Raw genomic sequence first — 16,831 nt, 5'->3', positions numbered from 1 at the left:
TCACCCGCCCGCGGCGGCATCATCCTCGAGGTCGTCGCCGGGCTCCTCGGCGCGCGAGCGGACCCGGTACATCTGCAGATCTTCGGGAACGCCGCTGGGTTTCGTCCCGAAGAGTTGTTTGCGCACCCGTTTGATCTGCAACCGCATCGCCTCGAAATCCTCGTCGGAGATGCCGTCCAGTGTCGACTGCGAGATCACCAGCCCGCCCTTGGTGGCCCGCTCCATCACCCGGGAGGCGATGTTGACGTCGACGCCGAGCCAGTCCGAGCCGATCCGCTGCGGCCGGCCGGTATGGATACCGGCCCGCATGGTGGGCGTGTAGCCGTCCACGTCGACGGCGCGCACCGCATCCAGCGCGGTCAGCACGGCCCGCACCGCGGGCACCGGATGCCGGAAGACCACCATGGAACCGTCACCCATCCGCTTGACGATGTGCCCGCCGGCGGCCAGCAGCGGCGGCTCCACGACCGAGGTGACGCGGCGCAGCAGCCGCAGGGTGGCGTCATCTCCGGCGCGCAGCGACCAGTCCGAGAAGCCGACGAGATCGGTGAAGACGAGGGTGACCTCGCGGTACGCCGGCCGCCCGGAGACGCGCTCGGTCAGCGCCTGCCACACCTGCAGGGCGCCCAGGCTGACCTCCCGCGAGGCGGCGTCGTGCTCCAGCAGGCGGTCCGCGGCCCGGGCAGCGGCCCGGGGACCGCCGTCACCGGCGGCCGACAGCGGATCGCCGAAATCGGGGTCCCCGGGCAGTGCCCGGCGCATCCGCCTGAGCAGCGCGATCACGCCAGGGTGGTGATTGGTGTCCTTGAACCATTCCAGTGGTCCGCCCAGGGACCCGGGGGGCCGGCCGAGTGCGGGTGTCAACTCCACCGCTTCGATGCCGCCGGACGGTTCGTCCAACGGTTCAGCGTCCACAGCGCCACGATAGGTGGCACCGCCGGTAGCGGCAATCAATGCTCGGCAAGACCTTGCTCACATCGGCGAACCACCAGGTCACGGCTTTGTGGCGGCAACGTCGCCGACACGTCACGACCGCGGGCGTCGCCCGCCGGGTAATAGACAACACCTGTTGTCAAGATTATGGTGGCCAGACCACCGTGGGTTTCGTCAGCGAGGACGCCATGACCACAGCACATTCACCTGCCGGCGCCGAGTTCATCCCGCTGGGCCCCGACTCGCTCACCTGGAAGTACTTCGGTGACCTGCGTACCGGTCTGCTCGGGGTGTGGATCGGGGCGATCCAGAACATGTATCCCGAACTCGGGGCCGGCGTCGAGGACCATTCGATCCTGCTGCGCGAACCACTGCAGCGTGTGGCGCGGTCGGTCTACCCGATCATGGGCGTCGTCTACGACGGCGACCGGGCCGCCGAGACCGGCGAGCAGATCAAGAGCTTCCACCACGGCATCAAGGGGGTGGACGGGAAGGGCCGCCGCTACCACGCGCTCAATCCCGAGACGTTCTACTGGGCGCACGCCACCTTCTTCATGCTCATCATCAAAACCGCGGAGTACTTCTGCGGCGGTCTGACCGACGCCGAGAAACACCAGCTTTTCGACGAGCACGTGCAGTGGTATCGGATGTACGGGATGAGCATGCGTCCGGTGCCGGCCACCTGGGACGACTTCTTGGTGTACTGGGACCACAAGTGCCGCGAGGAGCTGGAGATCAACCGGGCCACCCGGGACATCTTCACCATCCGCATCCCCAAACCGTGGTTCGTGCTGATGCCGACCCCGGTATGGGACCAGCTGTTCAAACCCATGGTCGGTGCGCAGCGCTGGGTCGCCGCCGGACTGTTCGATCCCGTATTGCGGGAAAAGGCCGGGATGCGCTGGACTCCGGGTGACGAGGTGGTGCTGCGCCTGCTCGGCAAGATGATCGAGATGGCCTTCGTCGCCGTGCCCGACGAGATCCGGCTGCACCCGCGGGCGGTGGCGGCCTACCGGCGCGCCGCGGGCAAGCTTGCCGAGGACGCCCCGCTGGTGGAAGCGCCCGGATTCATGGCGCCGCCACGGGATCGCCGCGGCCTGCCCATGCACTACCAGCCGCCGCACCGGACGCTGCTGGACCGGGCCGGGTCATTGGTGCACACCACGTTCTCGCTGACCGGACTTCGGCCTGCGGGTTCACGACGAAAGCCCGCGAGTCCACGACGAGAGGTTGCCTGACACGATGCTGGAATGGTCTGAGGTCGACATCGCCGTGCGCGATGCGGTGCGCGAATTCATCGACAAGGAGATCCGGCCGCATATCGACGCGCTCGAAGACGGCGATATGGAGCCCTACCCCATCGTCCGGAAACTGTTCGCCACCTTCGGTATCGACGTGATGGCCCGGGAGGCGCTGGAGCGCAGGCTGTCCCGGCTGCGCGCAGGCGAGGCCGGCAAAGCCGGCAAAACCTCCGGCGGCATGTTCGGCGGCGGCCCGGACCAGGCCGGTATGGGTTTCGTGCTGATCAGCGAATTGTGCCGGGTATCCATGGGTTTGGTCACCGGCATGGGTGTCAGCCTGGGTTTGACGGTGCCCACCATCCAGGGCCGCGGGACCCTGGCACAGCAGGAACGCTGGCTGCCGGGGCTGGTGACCTACGAGAAGATCGGCGCCTGGGCGATCACCGAACCGGACTCCGGCTCGGATGCGTTCGGCGGCATGAAGTCCTATGTGACCCGCGACGGGCAGGACTACATCCTCAACGGCCAGAAGACGTTCATCACCAACGGCCCCGACGCCGATGTCGTGGTGGTGTACGCGAAGCTGGATGAGCCAGGGGTCGATAAGCGCGACCGCAAGGTACTGACCTTCGTGCTGGATCGCGGCATGGAAGGCTTCGTGCAGTCCAAGCCGTTCCGCAAGATGGGCATTCACTCCTCCCGCACCGGCGAGTTGTTCTTCAACAATGTCCGGCTGGGCCGCGACCGGCTACTGGGTGAGACGGAAGGGTCCGACGGGACTGACCAAGGTCGCGACAGCGCTCGGTCCAGCTTCTCCGCCGAACGAATCGGCGTGGCCGCGATGGCGCTCGGGGTCATCGAGGAGTGTCTGCGGCTGTCGGTGGACTATGCCAAGAACCGGGTGCTGTGGGGTAAGGAGATCGGCCAATTCCAATTGATCCAGCTCAAGCTGGCCAGCATGGAGGTCGCGCGGATGAATGTGCGCAACATGCTGTTCCGGGTGATCGAGTCGGCCCAGAAGGGCTCGCCGATCTCCCTGCCCGAAGCGTCGGCCATCAAGTGGTACTGCTCGCAGGCCGCCACCGAGGTGGCCATGGAGGCCGTGCAACTGTTCGGCGGCAACGGCTACATGACCGAATACCGCGTCGAGCAATTGGCCCGCGACGCCAAATCGCTGATGATCTACGCCGGCAGCAACGAGGTGCAGATCACCCATGTGGCGCGGGGGCTACTGGCCTGACTGGGCCCGGCTGCTCTCGTAGAGGCAGATGGCCGCCGCCGCAGCCACATTGAGGCTCTCGGCACTGCCCTGCATGGGAATGCTGACCCGCGTATCCGCGGCGGCGGCCACCTCGGGCGCCAGCCCGTGCGCCTCCGAGCCGAACAGCCACGCCGTCGGGACACCCAGGTCGACGGCGGGCAGCGGCGCCGCCCCGTCGAGGGTGGTGGCCAGCACCTGCAGCCCGTTATCGCGCAGGGCCGCAATCAGTTCGAAGGTATCGGGTGCCTGCAGGACGGGCAGCCCGAAGATGCTGCCCGCCGAGGCGCGCAGGCATTTGGCGTTGTAGGGGTCGACGCTGTCGCCGGCCAGGATCAAGGCATCGGCGCCCATGGCGTCGGCGAGCCGGATCAACGTGCCCGCGTTGCCCGGATCGGAGGTCTCGACGGCGACGGCCACCAGCCGCGGCGCATCCAGCGCATCGGACAGCGACACCTCGGGGATCTCGCACACCGCGACCAAGCCGACTGGAGTCACGGTGTCCGACAGTGCCTTTGCGGCCCGATCGGTCACCTCGTGCACCGGGGTGCCGGCGAGCAGATCCGCGAACCGGGCGTGGGCGTCCGCGGTGGCGAAAACCTCCTCAACGAGACCACGCCGCAGCGCCGCCTCGACCAGGTTGGGACCCTCGGCGAGGAAGCGTGCGGCGTGACGACGTCCGGCGGGACGCTGCAGCTTGATCGCCGCAGCTACCCGATTGGACTTCTCGGTGAGGGGTGTCAGGCGGCTTCGCCCGACGGCGCGTTGACATCCTCGGGCAGCGCGGCCTTGGCGACCTCGACCAGTGCGGCGAACGCGGCCGGGTCGCTCACGGCGATCTCGGCGAGGTTCTTGCGGTCCACCTCGACACCAGCGGCCTTGAGCCCCTGGATGAGACGGTTGTAGGTGATGTCGTTGGCGCGGGCCGCGGCGTTGATACGCGAGATCCACAGCTTGCGGAACTCACCCTTGCGGGCACGGCGGTCGCGGTACGCATAGGTCAAGGAGTGCAGCTGCTGTTCCTTGGCCTTGCGGTAGAGCCGCGAACGCTGGCCGCGGTAGCCCTTGGACGCCTTGAGGATTGTGCGCCGCTTCTTCTGGGCATTGAGTGCGCGCTTCACGCGTGCCATGTGAGTGTTCCTATTCTTGCGGGGGAAAGTCGAAGGGTGAAGCGGCTTGCGCCGTTCAACAGAATTAGCCGTTCAGCAGCTTCTTGATACGGCTGGCATCGCTGGGGGCGACGACGGCGCGGCCGTCCAGGCGGCGGGTGCGCTTGGAGGCCTTGTGCTCCAGCAGGTGGCGCCGGCCGGCCTTCTGGCGCACGATCTTGCCGGTTCCGGTCTTGCGGAAACGCTTCGAAGCGCCGCTGTGAGTCTTTGCCTTGGGCATTGGGTGTCCTCTGGTTCTGCTCGGGGATCAGGTCGTCGGTGGTGCTTGGTTCTCGCCGGGCTCGGCGTTGCCGCGTGCGGCGGGTGGCGCATCCGCGTCGTGTGCCGCTTTGGCGCGAGTCTTCGCGCCGCGGTGCGGCGCCAGCACCATCGTCATGTTGCGGCCATCCTGTTTGGCTGACGTCTCGACGAAGCCGTAATCGGCCACGTCGGCGCCCAGGCGCTGCAGCAGTCGGTAACCCAGTTCGGGCCGGGACTGCTCGCGACCGCGGAACATGATCGTGACCTTGACCTTGGACCCGGCTTCCAGGAAGCGGACCACATGGCCCTTCTTCGTCTGATAGTCGTGGTCGTCGATCTTCGGCCGCAGCTTCTGTTCCTTGACGACGGTCTGCTGCTGGTTCTTGCGAGACTCGCGCTCCTTGAGTGCCGTCTCGTACTTGAACTTGCCGTAGTCCATGATCTTGCAAACCGGTGGTTTGGCGTCAGGAGCCACTTCGACAAGGTCGAGATCGGCGTCGACGGCGACGCGGAGCGCATCTTCGATGCGCACAATGCCAACCTGTTCACCACCCGGTCCGATAAGGCGGACTTCAGGTACGCGAATGCGCTCGTTGATGCGGGTCTCAGTGCTGATGGGGCCTCCTACGTTGTCTTCTCGTCCACGACCGTGGGGAGACGACGGGCCAGCAGGGAACACCACTTCATCAGCACTTCTGTTCTCCCGAACAGAAAGGCCCTGCATATAGCAGGGCCCGATGCCGACCGATCACGGCTTTCGCCGCCCGCGCGTACGCGCGGTACAGGGCATCCGCGGATGCCTGCGACCGGACCGCTGGACCCGTAAGGTCTGCGGTGGGAGCGGGACTCCACTTGCTGTCCCTGGCGTTCGCCGGGACGGTCGATCGTGCCACTCTATCAGTCATGACGGACGACCAGTTACCACCCAGCCCGCCGGACCTCGACGCGGGACCGCCCACGCGTGAACTCGCCGAGATCCCCGCGGTCGAGGTGATCACCCGTTCGGCCGTGATGCTGATGAGCGCGGCCGCCGAAAAGCTCGGTCTGGCCCACGCGGATCCCGACGACAGCCCGCACCGCGACCTCGACGAGGCGCGCCGGCTGATCACCGCGCTCGCCGGGCTGGTCACTGCCTCCGCCGAGTATCTCGGGCTGCACGCGGGCCCGCTGCGGGACGGACTGAAGAGCCTTCAGTTGGCCTTCCGGGAAGCCAGCGTGGCACCCGAAGAACCCGGTAAAGGACCTGGCGAAAAATACACCGGCCCGGTCTGGTAGCCACTCACACGAAATTCGTTGGCCGAAGGCATATCCTCGCGGCCTATGACCTCGACAATCGCCCGGCAGCCGTCGAGAACGGGCCACCGGTCCAGATTCACGTGGGTGCCTGCCGTTGCCGGCTGGATCGTCGGCATCATCGCCACCCTGTCCCTGCTCGCCAGCGTCTCGCCGCTGGTGCGGATGCTGATCCGGGTGCCGCGGGAGTTCGTCAACGACTACATCTTCAACTTCCCCGACACCAGCTTCGCGTGGGCCGTCGTGCTGGCCCTGCTGGCCGCCGCGCTGGCCGCCCGCAAGCGGATCGCCTGGTGGATCCTGCTGCTGTACATGGTGGCCGCGGTCGGCTGGAACCTCGGCGATCTGGCCACCGGCGAAGAGACGCTGGCCGAGGAGATCGGCGAGGTCATCGGCCTGGTCTTCCACTTCACGGCGATCGGCGCCCTGCTGCTGGCCCGGCCGCAGTTCTGGGCGAAGGTCCGCCGCGGGGCACTGCTGAAGGCCGCCGCCACCCTGGTGGCCGGGATGACCGTCGGCACGCTCATCGGGTGGGGGCTGCTGGAGCTGTTCCCGGGGTCGCTGGCCCAGGCCGACCGGCCCTGGTACGCCCTGAACCGGGTCAGCGCGTTCGCCGGCGCCGACGCCGACGCGTTCAGCGGCCACCCGCACGGACTGGTCAATGTGCTGCTCGGGTTGTTCGGCGCGCTGGCGCTCATCGTGGCCGCGGTGGTGCTGTTCCAGTCCCAGCACGCCGCCAATGCGCTGACCGGTGAGGACGAATCGGCCATCCGCGGCTTACTGGAGCTGTTCGGCAAGAACGACTCGCTGGGCTATTTCGCCACCCGCCGCGACAAGTCGGTGGTCTTCGCACCCAACGGCCGGGCCGCGGTCACCTACCGGGTGGAGGTCGGGGTGTGCCTGGCCAGCGGCGACCCCGTCGGCGACCCGCGGGCCTGGCCGGCGGCGATCGAGGCCTGGTTACACCTGTGCGAGGCCTACGGTTGGGCGCCCGGTGTGATGGGCGCCAGCGCCACCGGTGCGCAGGCCTTCCGCGAGGCCGGCCTGAACGCGCTGGAACTCGGCGACGAGGCGATCCTGTATCCCGACGGCTTCAAACTCTCCGGGCCCGACATGAAGCCGGTGCGCCAGGCCGTCACCCGGGCCCGTCGTGCCGGGCTGACGGTCCGGATCCGCCGCCACCGTGAGCTGTCCGCAGAGGAGATGGCGCAGGTGATCGCACGCGCCGACCAGTGGCGTGACACCGAGACCGAGCGGGGTTTCTCGATGGCGCTGGGCCGCCTCGGCGATCCCGCCGACAGCGACTGCCTGCTAGTCGAGGCGGTCAAAGAGGGCGACACCGACGAGGTGCTCGCGTTGCTGTCGCTGGTGCCCTGGGGCAGCAACGGTGTGTCGCTGGACGTGATGCGCCGGTCGCCGCAGTCCCCCAACGGCACCATCGAGCTGATGGTCAGTGAGCTCTGCCTGCAGGCCGAAGACCTCGGGATCACCCGTGTCTCACTGAACTTCGCGATGTTCCGGTCCGCGTTCGAGCAGGGCGCCCAACTGGGGGCGGGCCCGGTCGCCAGGCTGTGGCGCGCGCTGCTGGTGTTCTTCTCCCGCTGGTGGCAGCTGGAGACGCTGTATCGCTCGAACATGAAATATCAGCCCGAGTGGGTGCCGCGGTTCGCCTGCTACGAGGACGCCCGCCTCATCCCGCGGGTCGGTGTCGCATCGGTGATCGCCGAAGGTTTCCTGATCCTGCCGTTCTCCCGGCGCAAGGACCACACCGGCGAGCACATCGCCGCCCCGCAACGGCTGGTGGACAGCGGACTGCTGCACCAGGACGGCAGTGCCCCGGATGTCAGCGGGCTGCGCGCCGACCTGCCCGAGATCAGAGACGAACACCGGCTGCCCGACCAGGTCCGGGTCCGGATGGCCAAGCTCAAGAATCTCCAGGACCACGGCGTCGACGCCTACCCGGTGGGTCAGCCGCCCAGCCACACCGTCGCGGCCGCACTCGCAGTCACCGACGCGGCCACCACCGTCACCGTCGCCGGCCGGATCCTGCGCATCCGGGACTACGGCGGTGTGCTGTTCGCACTGCTCAGGGACTGGTCCGGTGAGGTTCAGCTGCTGCTGGACCGGACCACGCTGAACCGGGCCGGCACCGATTTCGACTCGTCGGTCGACCTGGGTGACCTCATCGAGGTGACCGGCACCATGGGCCACAGCCGCAACGGCACCCAGTCGCTGCTGGTCACCGAATGGCGAATGATCGGCAAATGCCTGCGGCCGCTGCCGGACAAATGGAAAGGCCTCACCGACCCCGAAGCCCGGGTCCGCACCCGCTACGTCGACCTGGCCATCAACACCGACGCACGCGACCTCATCGCCGCGCGCAGCGCGATCCTGCACGCGATCCGCGAAACGCTGGTCGGCAACGGCTTCCTGGAGGTCGAGACGCCGATCCTGCAGCAGATCCACGGTGGCGCCAATGCGCGCCCGTTCCAGACCCACATCAACGCCTATGACCTGAACCTGTACCTGCGGATCGCCCCGGAGCTCTACCTCAAACGGCTCTGCGTCGGCGGTGTCGAGCGCGTCTTCGAACTCGGGCGCGCGTTCCGCAACGAGGGCGTGGACTTCAGCCACAACCCCGAGTTCACCCTGTTGGAGGCCTACCGGGCGCATGCCGACTACAACGTCTGGATCGACGGTTGCCGCGAACTCATCCAGAACGCGGCCCAGGCCGCCAACGGCGCCCAGGTGGTCATGCGCCCCGGTGCCGACGGCGAATTGGAGCCGGTGGACATCTCGGGGCTCTGGCCGGTGAAGACGGTGCACGGCGCGGTCTCGGAGGCACTCGGTGCGCAGATCGGCCCGGACACCGATCTGGCCCGGCTGCGGGAACTCTGCGACGGCGCCGGCGTGCCCTACCTCAAGCATTGGGATGCCGGTGCGGTGGTGCTCGAACTCTACGAACGTCTGGTCGAGGGCCAGACCGAGCGCCCGACGTTCTACAAGGACTTCCCCACCTCCGTCTCACCACTGACACGGCCGCACCGCAGCATCGCGGGGGTGGCCGAACGCTGGGATCTGGTGGCCTGGGGGGTGGAACTTGGCACCGCGTACAGCGAGCTCACCGACCCCGTCGAACAGCGTCGCCGGCTTCAGGAGCAATCGATGCTGGCCGCCGGTGGCGACCCCGAGGCGATGGAGCTGGACGAGGATTTCCTGCAGGCGATGGAGTATGCGATGCCGCCCACCGGCGGGCTCGGGGTCGGCGTCGACCGGGTGGTCATGCTGATCACCGGCCGCAGCATCCGCGAGACGCTGCCGTTTCCGCTGGCAAAACCGCGCTGACGAAACGCCGGCTGGGAACTCACAGCCAGTCCCCAGGATGTCCGGCCACGATGGTGGTGTGACACCTTCGACGACCGGGACTCCGCTGGCCGCCGCACAGTTTCTGGCCGATGCGAATAACCAATTCCTGCATCGTCTTTCATTGATGCACGGTTGGCTTCCGGTGGTCGTCCAGTTGATCGCGGCGGTGGTGGTGATCGCCGCGGTGGGCTGGCGCAGCAAGCGCTGGCACCAGGTGGGGCTGCCGGTGTCAGTGGTGGCCGGGATCGCGCTGGCTACCGTCGCGCACTGGTACATCAACAGTGCGGGACTTGCGGGTGACCCCGCCCCGCATGCCCTGTGGATCTGGGTGGCCCTGGTCGGGTTCGTCGCCGCCGTCCTGGTGACGGGCTGGCGGCGCACCGGGTGGTGGCGCCGCGGCACCACCGCGCTGGCCGTCCCGCTGTGCGTGCTGTGCGCGGCGCTGGCGCTCAATCTGTGGGTCGGCTACTTCCCGACGGCGCAGACGGCGTGGAACCAGCTGACCGAGGGACCGCTGCCGGACCAGACCGATATGGCCACCGTCACCGCCATGCAGCAGCAGCGGGTCATCCCCGCCAACGGCACCGTGGTGCCCATCGACACCGGTGACGCCGGGTCCGGCTTCAAACACCGCGGCGAGCTCGTCTACCTGCCACCGGCCTGGTATGCCAGCAATCCCCCGCCGAAGCTGCCCACGCTGATGATGATCGGCGGCGAGTTCAACACCCCCGCGGACTGGCTGCGGGCGGGCGACGCGATCCACGTGGTGGACCGGTTCGCCGCCGCCCACGACGGCAACGCCCCGGTGCTGGTGTTCGTCGACTCCGGTGGCGCGTTCAACAATGACACCGAGTGCGTGAACGGCAGTCGCGGCAAGGCCGCCGACCACCTGACCCGCGACGTGGTCCCGGCCATGGTCGCGAAGTTCGGGGTGAGCGCGGCACCGGCCAACTGGGGATCGGTCGGCTGGTCGATGGGCGGCACCTGCGCCGTCGACCTGACGGTGATGCACCCGGACATGTTCTCGGTGTTCGAGGACATCGCCGGCGATATCAGCCCCAATTCCGGCACCAAGGCGCAGACCATCGACCGGCTGTTCGGCGGCAACGTGGCCCAGTACGCCTCATTCGACCCCACCACCGTGATCAACCGGCACGGTCGTTACGCCGGGATCGCCGGCTGGTTCGCGGTCAACGACGCCGGCACACCGTCGAGCGCGCACTCCCCGCGTGCCAGCGATCAGGCCGTCGCCGCCCAGTCGCTGTGCGGCCTTGGCGCGATCAACGGGATCGACTGCGCGGTGATCATCCAGCCGGGAAAACATGACTGGCCGTTCGCCGCCCATGCCTTCGAGACGGCGCTGCCGTGGCTGGCCGGCCAGCTCGGCACCCCGGGTGTGCCGCGGGTGCCGCTCCCACGCTCGGGACCGCCGACCCTGCAGGCCGCCGCCCGCTGACGGCTCGCGGAGCGCTCAATAGTCGGCTTCGGCGGCCAGCACCTCGGCCAGGAACGCATCGCCGGCCGGGACGCTCAGCCTGGCCCTGGCGAACGCCCGGATCCGGTCGCGGACCTCGGGGGTCTCGCCGGGATCGCCGGTGCCGCCGACGGTGACGGACACCGATGACCAATCCCGGTTCCACGCGGCCGATTCCGAGATGGCCAGGGTCAGCGTCGCTCGCCCCTGCGCGTCGAGGGCACCGTCGGCGCCGTCGAACCGCACCGGTATCCCGGTCGGTGGCGCGGTGATCGCGGTACGGATCTCGGCGTGCACCGTGCCGTCGGCGCCGGCGCTGACCGACCAGTTCACGGTGTCCTCGGCGGCGTCGAACATCCCGGGGGACACCGCGCTCCAGCTGATCGACGACGTACCGGAGGCGATGGCGCCGGACTGCCGCGGGCCGGCATCACCGGCGGCCAGTGCGTAGTCCTGTCGTCTCGGGACCGTCGCGACGTCCGAGGCCACCGTGAAGTCGGCCCAATCGGTCAGCTGCACCGCCGCATCCAGGAGTTCGGCAACCCGCGGGTCGCCGTCGCGCAGATGGGCCGCCAGCGCGACCCGATGCGGCTCCAACAGGCCGGCGATATCGGAATCGAAGGTGTCCGAGGCGAAGAACTCCTCGGCGCCCGCGGTGAGGACGGCGATCTCGGCGTCCAGCAGCGCGGTGTCGAGTTCGGCGATCCCGTCCCGCACGCTGGCCGGCCACCAGCGGCGCAGCCAGTGTCCCAGCGCCAGCCGCCGCAGCGGCGCCAGCGCACCGGCGACCCATTCGACGTCGGCGAGGTCGAGTACGCCCGGCGCACGCGCGGGCCGGTCGGCCAGGGCTCCGACGACGCTGACATGCCCGGCCTCGCCCAGCACCCGCCACAGCCAGTCGGCCGCGGCGGCGTCGGTGAAGGTGATCTGCGCGCGGCCGCCGGCGTCATCGACCGTCCACGCCAGCACCGCGCCGCAGACTTCCAGTACCGCGACCGCCGGCGGCGCGTCCACCCGCTGGTCGGTGGTCCACAAGCCTTCCTCGACAACGAGTTTCATCGCACGGCCGCCAGTTCGAGCATCGCCTTGATCCGCTGCCGGTGATCCAGGCTCACCGACCGGGCCACCCCTTCCAGCAGGGCCCGCACATCGTCTATCTCGGTGCAGGATTCCTGCCAGACGTCGCGGCCGTGCAACCGGGCCCACAGCCGGCTCAGGTAGGGCCGCGCGAACGCCGACAGTTCGTCGGTCACCTGCTGCTGGCGCGGATGCAGCGCCGCACCGGCCGACAGATAGCGACGGGCGTGCAGCACATAGGCCTCCTTGCGCAGCCTGGCCTGGATCTGCCCGGCCAGTGGGTACCGCGGCGCCGCGGTCTCACTCAGGGGCGCCAGTTCGACGGCGATCTCCACCCCGGCCACCAGTGCGGCCTGCCGGTCCTCGCCGAGCAGCCCCCACGGCGCGCAGGCCCGGTCCACCTCCTCGGCGCACAGCAGCGGAACATCGGGTAATTCGTCGCGGTCCAGGGCGCGGCGCAGGGTGGCCCGCACCCGGTCCACGACACTGCGATTGAGCGGACGGTCGGTCTCGGTACCACCGCCCGGGCCGCCGGCCACCGTCGGGGGTGGTTGCGGCACAGTCGAACTCAGCCCGACCTCGACGATCGACCAAGGCAGGCCGGCCGACTCGGCGTGTACCCGGGCACCCAGGTTGTAGGGCGTGGCATCGGCCACCAATGCCGCCCACACCCGTTGCCGGGCCGTGCGCGCGGTATGGCTGTCGGCATCGCCGAGCACCGTCGCCAGACCGGCCAGGAATGGGGTGGTGATCGCCTCCGACGGGCGGACATCGTGCCAGCTGCGTTGCAACTGGACCGACAGCGCGGCCACGGTGTGCGCATCGGCCACATAGCGGTTGAGCACCTCGATGGCGGTCCGGTCCCGGTCGCCGTGGATATCACGCAACAACTGTTCGGTGGCGCCGGAATCATCTTGCCCGGGTGCACCTTTGGTGACGGCAAGCTCGAAACAGATAGGGAAGTACAACTCTTGGGCATTGCCGGTGGTCAGCCGCAGCCGGCGGCGCTGCGCCTTGAGCACGGCGAACCAGGCGGCGGTGGCGCACAGCCTGTCCCGGTGCGCCACGATCAGCGCGTGCATCTCGGCCGCCACCTCGGCCGCAACCACCGGCGCCGAATACTGCGGGTTGGACCGCAGCCGCAGCACCAGCGGGTCCAGGATGCGTTTGACGGTGCGGCTGAGCGGGCCGCCGTCGTCGCTGCTGAGCACCTCGACGCCCGGGCCGAGCGCCCGCCATGCCCTGTCGATGACGGCCCGGCGCGGCTGCGTGGCGTGCGCGACCGCGCCGCGCGGTGCGGCCTCCGGGGCACGGCCATACCCCGTCGCTTCGCTCGCCCCGGCACTCATCGCCCCAGGATAGGGCCCGGCGGACAAAGTTGGGTTCGGTAGCCGGCCGGTACCGCGAGGCTGTCCTCATGTTCGAGGTGATATCGCTGGCCGTACTCATCGTCGTGTGCACAGCGGCGGGCGCGTTGCTGATCGTCACCGTCGCTCGGCGCCCGGCCGATGCGACGCCGATCGGCTCGGATCCCGCTGCCGCCGAACGGCTTGTCGGACCGACCGAGATCGCCGCGGTGCGCGCGGCGTTCGACCAGATGCTGCTCGGCAAGGGCTTGGTGACCGACACCCAGCTCACCCTCATCCGGCACGGCACCAGGGCGCACGGGGTGGTGACCGCCTCCACCCCCACCGGCACCACCAGGGAGGACTACCGCGAGGTGGTGCTCGACCTGATGGTGCGCAAACCCGAGGGCGGCCAGTTCCCGGCCCACGAAACCACCTTGGTTCCCGCCACATCGCTGGACCGGCTGTGCCCGGGCAGCATCGTCGACGCGTACTACCGGCGGGGCGACGAATCCGCGGTCGCCGTGTGCGTGCCGCCCGGCTGAGATACCGCGAAGGTGGCCAGCGCCGCCCAATAGACGGGACTGGCCGACCGGTCGCCGTCGCGCCAGCGCCGCATCTGATCGCGCTGCCACCGGTTGACCGCGCGGCCCGCCGCCGCGACGGTGTCCTGCTGGTGAGCGGTGTCGACCGCGGCGATCACCGCGCCCATCGGATCGGCGGTGCCGGTGGGGTCGGCGAACCGCCGGTAGCCGGCCGTGGTGGGCAGCGACCACAACGTGGCGGTGACGATCTGGGCGCCGCCCAGCACCATCGCGGCCACCAGACCGGTGGCCTCGTCGAACCGGTAGTCGCCGCCGGAGGCACACGCCAGCAGCGCCACCCGGGGCGGGATCGCCAGGTCGGCGGCCATCAAATCCGCCGCGGTGAGGGGTCGGTGGTCCCCGATCGGCTCACCCAGACCCGGCATCGCCGCGCGGCAGGCCAGGTGCAGCGCCGCCCGGTCGGCATGGCCGAGATCGCCGTCGGCGACGCTGGCATGCCCGACGAACACCAACCGTCCCGGACGCCGCGCGAGCATGCCGGCTAGCCAGCCCCGGTCGGTGTCGGTTCGCCGGAACAGTTCCACCGCGGAGTCGACGCGCGGCAGCACCGGCTGCCGTTCCAGGACACCGGCATAGTGGCGGGCCAGCAGGGTGTCGGGGGCCGGACGACCCAGGACCGAACCCAGCGCCGAGTCGGGGCGCTGGCCGGGGACCCGCGGATCGAGGATCAGCAGCGCATCGTCGCCGGCCGGTGACACACTGCGGCGGGAGGCGGCGATATTCACGGGCACCGCCATCAGCACATCGGCGAGCTCCATCAGCCGGAAACCGTCGGTGAGTTCGGCGGCCAGCAGGCCCCACGGCACGCGGCCCAGCCGTGCACTCGGTGCGACGAAGAGCGCGGCGCGCGGCGAGGTCACGCATTCGGTCAGCAGCTGCCACGCCTGTTCGGCGACGAGCAGCACCCCGAGGCGGTGGGCCAGCGACAGTTCGGTCGGCGGTGTGGTGAACGCGCCGTCGCACAGTGCGCGCGCCAGCCCGTCCAGCGGGGTTTCGCCGTCGCGGGGGTCCGGTAGTGCCGCGGCGAGCTCATCCAGTGCGGCAACCAGATCGGTCTCCGGCACCACCCAGGTGACGGTCCGCTCGGGCTGCCCGACGATGCGCAGGCTGGCGTAACTGGCGACACCGACGTCGGCGTAACGCAACACCAGGGTGAGCGGTTCGGTCACGGCCAGGTGGCCCATTCGGCTTCGGCGGAGGTGACGGTCATCCCGTAACGCTGTTGGGCGAGTTCACGGTAACGCGCAAGCACCGGCGCGGTGGTCGGATCCATTCGCAGCGGCGGCAGCGCGCCCAGCCGCGTGAGTGAGCCGCCGGCCACCGATACGGGTCCGGACGCGACCAGCGCGTATTCGTCGGCATCGTCGACGGGCACCGCCGCGGTCGCGGCGTCCGCCCAATCCACCGCGTGCAGCTCCTCGGGGACGCTGAGTGCGCCTCGGGCGCAGTGATATTCGATGAGTTCACTGACCAGTGCGGTGTTACCCCACTCCCAGGCGACGGCGAACGCGCCCGCCAGCAGCCGCGCCGAGACGTGGGTCGCCCACCGCATCCGCGCGTCGGCGTCGGCGATGGCGTGCCGCACCGTGTCGACTGCCAGCGCGGCGGGCAGTTTGAGTTCGGCGGCCGCAGCGAACTTCCGATCGGCGTTCGCCGGGTCGGCGAGCGCCTCGGCACGCAGGATCGAACCCAGATGATCGTCGAGCCTGGCGTACTGCAGCCAGCTGTGCCGGGGCCAGCCGTCGAGCAGTGCACGCGCGGCGTCGGCCCGGTCGGTGGCCGCCGCGAAGTCACCGCGAAGGATATCGACCCAACTGCGCTGCAACAGGATTCGGTGAATATGCAGCGGCTTCTCCACCTCGCGCCAGTGCCGCTCGGCGTGGCCGAACCGTTCGTCGGCATCGTCGAGGGCGCCCACCGAGATGCTGATCAGCCCGAAGTACAGCCAGCTGCGCGACACGTCGTGGGCACGGGCGTGCTCGGCGATCACCGGGTAGGCACCGTGCACCAGATCCTGCGCGCGGGCCCGGTCCCCCGCTGCCCACGCCGCGGTGGCGCGTTCCAATTCGGTTCTGGCCGTGGCGAGGTGCCATTCGCGGGCTTGCGCGCGGGCACCTGCCCGGCGCAGCCACGGCTCGGCCTCGGTCAGCCGGCCCGTCTCGACGCAGAACCGGCCGTAGCCCGTGCCGGCCAGGACGCGCAGGCTGTCGTCGAACTCGCTGCCGTCTCCGGGTCCATCGAGGTCGTCGAACACCTTCTCCCACAGCGGAAGTGACTGCACGTGCAGATCGTCGTCACACAGTGCGGCCGCGCACAGGATGCGGGCATGGGTCACCAGATAGGCATGCTCGCAGGTCAGGTCGTCGAATGGGGCCGGCTCTTCGGCGAGCAGCTGCAGGGCCGCGGCCGCCGCCTCGTGCTCACCGTGGGCGGCGGCCAATCCGGTCTGCAGAAATCGGGTGCGCCGGGTGTACCGGCAGATCATGTGGTCGATCTCGGCGTCGGTCATGGTCGTCTGCGCCGCGGCGTCGGGCCGCGCGCCGGCCCGGATCTCCCGGTAGATCTGCAGGCAGTCGTCGATGCGTTTGATGGCCTCGGTCACCCCGTCGTAGGCCGTCCGCACCAGGTACAGCTCGCCGAGCTGGGCGAGAACTTCGAGCATCAGGTCGTCCCGGTCGGCCGCCTCGATAGGCGCCATCAACGACAGCAGCAGTTCTTTGGCACCGACTTCATCGGAGGCGAAGGCCAGCGAACGGGCCCGCTCCAAATCGTCGGGTATCGACATCGCGCCATCATAAGTGGCCGGAGAACCGAAGACGGCGGACGTGC

Annotated in this window: 15 protein-coding genes; 6 read left to right on the top strand and 9 right to left on the bottom strand. The window is 69.3% G+C overall.

Annotated elements, in window-relative coordinates; all coding sequences use genetic code 11:
* A complete protein-coding gene (locus ACXPWS_RS13240) occupies positions 1-915 on the bottom strand; it encodes an adenylate/guanylate cyclase domain-containing protein (RefSeq protein ID WP_458712855.1) in 915 nt (304 codons plus the stop codon).
* Between the two features lie 206 nt (positions 916-1,121).
* Between ACXPWS_RS13240 and ACXPWS_RS13235 the strand changes: the two genes are divergently transcribed.
* Both ACXPWS_RS13235 and ACXPWS_RS13230 read left to right on the top strand, forming a co-directional pair.
* Positions 1,122-2,171: an oxygenase MpaB family protein gene (locus ACXPWS_RS13235; RefSeq protein ID WP_458712854.1), complete on the top strand. Its 1,050-nt coding sequence runs from the start codon at positions 1,122-1,124 to the stop codon at positions 2,169-2,171.
* Between the two features lie 4 nt (positions 2,172-2,175).
* Positions 2,176-3,414 (top strand): acyl-CoA dehydrogenase family protein, encoded by a 1,239-nt coding sequence (locus ACXPWS_RS13230; RefSeq protein ID WP_458712853.1) that lies wholly within the window; start codon positions 2,176-2,178, stop codon positions 3,412-3,414.
* On the opposite strand, the gene ACXPWS_RS13225 is transcribed toward ACXPWS_RS13230, so the two are convergent.
* The 4 genes from ACXPWS_RS13225 to infC all read right to left on the bottom strand — a co-directional run bounded on the left by ACXPWS_RS13225 (position 3,403) and on the right by infC (position 5,457).
* Positions 3,403-4,176, bottom strand: coding sequence for a TrmH family RNA methyltransferase (locus ACXPWS_RS13225; RefSeq protein WP_458713528.1), 774 nt, complete (start codon positions 4,174-4,176; stop codon positions 3,403-3,405). The genes ACXPWS_RS13230 and ACXPWS_RS13225 overlap by 12 nt on opposite strands.
* Positions 4,173-4,562 (bottom strand): 50S ribosomal protein L20, encoded by a 390-nt coding sequence (gene rplT / locus ACXPWS_RS13220; RefSeq protein ID WP_458712852.1) that lies wholly within the window; start codon positions 4,560-4,562, stop codon positions 4,173-4,175. Before rplT ends, ACXPWS_RS13225 begins: the two co-directional genes overlap by 4 nt.
* A 64-nt stretch (positions 4,563-4,626) precedes the next feature.
* Entirely contained in the window at positions 4,627-4,821 is a 195-nt protein-coding gene (gene rpmI, locus ACXPWS_RS13215) for a 50S ribosomal protein L35 (RefSeq protein WP_458712851.1), read from the bottom strand.
* Positions 4,822-4,848: 27 nt separating this feature from the next.
* Positions 4,849-5,457 (bottom strand): translation initiation factor IF-3, encoded by a 609-nt coding sequence (gene infC, locus ACXPWS_RS13210; protein WP_458713527.1) that lies wholly within the window; start codon positions 5,455-5,457, stop codon positions 4,849-4,851.
* Between the two features lie 287 nt (positions 5,458-5,744).
* Between infC and ACXPWS_RS13205 the strand changes: the two genes are divergently transcribed.
* Genes ACXPWS_RS13205 through ACXPWS_RS13195 form a run of 3 tightly spaced genes read left to right on the top strand, consistent with a single transcriptional unit; the run spans position 5,745 to position 10,956 of the window.
* A complete protein-coding gene (locus tag ACXPWS_RS13205; protein ID WP_458712850.1) occupies positions 5,745-6,116 on the top strand; it encodes a DUF1844 domain-containing protein in 372 nt (123 codons plus the stop codon).
* Positions 6,117-6,161: 45 nt separating this feature from the next.
* Positions 6,162-9,479, top strand: a complete 3,318-nt coding sequence (gene lysX / locus ACXPWS_RS13200) for a bifunctional lysylphosphatidylglycerol synthetase/lysine--tRNA ligase LysX (RefSeq protein WP_458712849.1) — start codon at positions 6,162-6,164, stop codon at positions 9,477-9,479.
* 37 nt (positions 9,480-9,516) lie between these two features.
* Positions 9,517-10,956, top strand: a complete 1,440-nt coding sequence (locus ACXPWS_RS13195; protein WP_458712848.1) for an alpha/beta hydrolase — start codon at positions 9,517-9,519, stop codon at positions 10,954-10,956.
* A gap of 15 nt (positions 10,957-10,971) precedes the next feature.
* On the opposite strand, the gene ACXPWS_RS13190 is transcribed toward ACXPWS_RS13195, so the two are convergent.
* Both ACXPWS_RS13190 and ACXPWS_RS13185 read right to left on the bottom strand, forming a co-directional pair.
* The gene (locus ACXPWS_RS13190) at positions 10,972-12,033 is read right to left on the bottom strand and encodes a hypothetical protein (protein WP_458712847.1); all 1,062 of its coding nucleotides are present in this window, start codon (positions 12,031-12,033) and stop codon (positions 10,972-10,974) included.
* Positions 12,030-13,400 carry a hypothetical protein gene (locus ACXPWS_RS13185; protein ID WP_458712846.1) on the bottom strand — a complete coding sequence of 457 codons (1,371 nt, stop codon included), beginning with the start codon at positions 13,398-13,400 and terminating at the stop codon, positions 12,030-12,032. Before ACXPWS_RS13185 ends, ACXPWS_RS13190 begins: the two co-directional genes overlap by 4 nt.
* Before the next feature lie 68 nt (positions 13,401-13,468).
* On the opposite strand from ACXPWS_RS13185, the gene ACXPWS_RS13180 reads away from it, so the two are divergent.
* A complete protein-coding gene (locus ACXPWS_RS13180) occupies positions 13,469-13,942 on the top strand; it encodes a hypothetical protein (protein WP_458712845.1) in 474 nt (157 codons plus the stop codon).
* Here the strand turns inward: ACXPWS_RS13180 and ACXPWS_RS13175 are convergent.
* Both ACXPWS_RS13175 and ACXPWS_RS13170 read right to left on the bottom strand, forming a co-directional pair.
* The gene (locus ACXPWS_RS13175) at positions 13,891-15,186 is read right to left on the bottom strand and encodes a CHAT domain-containing protein (protein ID WP_458712844.1); all 1,296 of its coding nucleotides are present in this window, start codon (positions 15,184-15,186) and stop codon (positions 13,891-13,893) included. The two genes, ACXPWS_RS13180 and ACXPWS_RS13175, sit on opposite strands and share 52 nt — an antisense overlap.
* Positions 15,168-16,787: a hypothetical protein gene (locus ACXPWS_RS13170; RefSeq protein ID WP_458712843.1), complete on the bottom strand. Its 1,620-nt coding sequence runs from the start codon at positions 16,785-16,787 to the stop codon at positions 15,168-15,170. Before ACXPWS_RS13170 ends, ACXPWS_RS13175 begins: the two co-directional genes overlap by 19 nt.
* Positions 16,788-16,831: the final 44 nt, after the last annotated feature.

This window comes from Mycobacterium sp. BMJ-28, from assembly GCF_054404835.1.
Note: the sequence above shows the minus strand (reverse complement) of the source record. Positions and strands in the feature narration are given on the sequence as shown.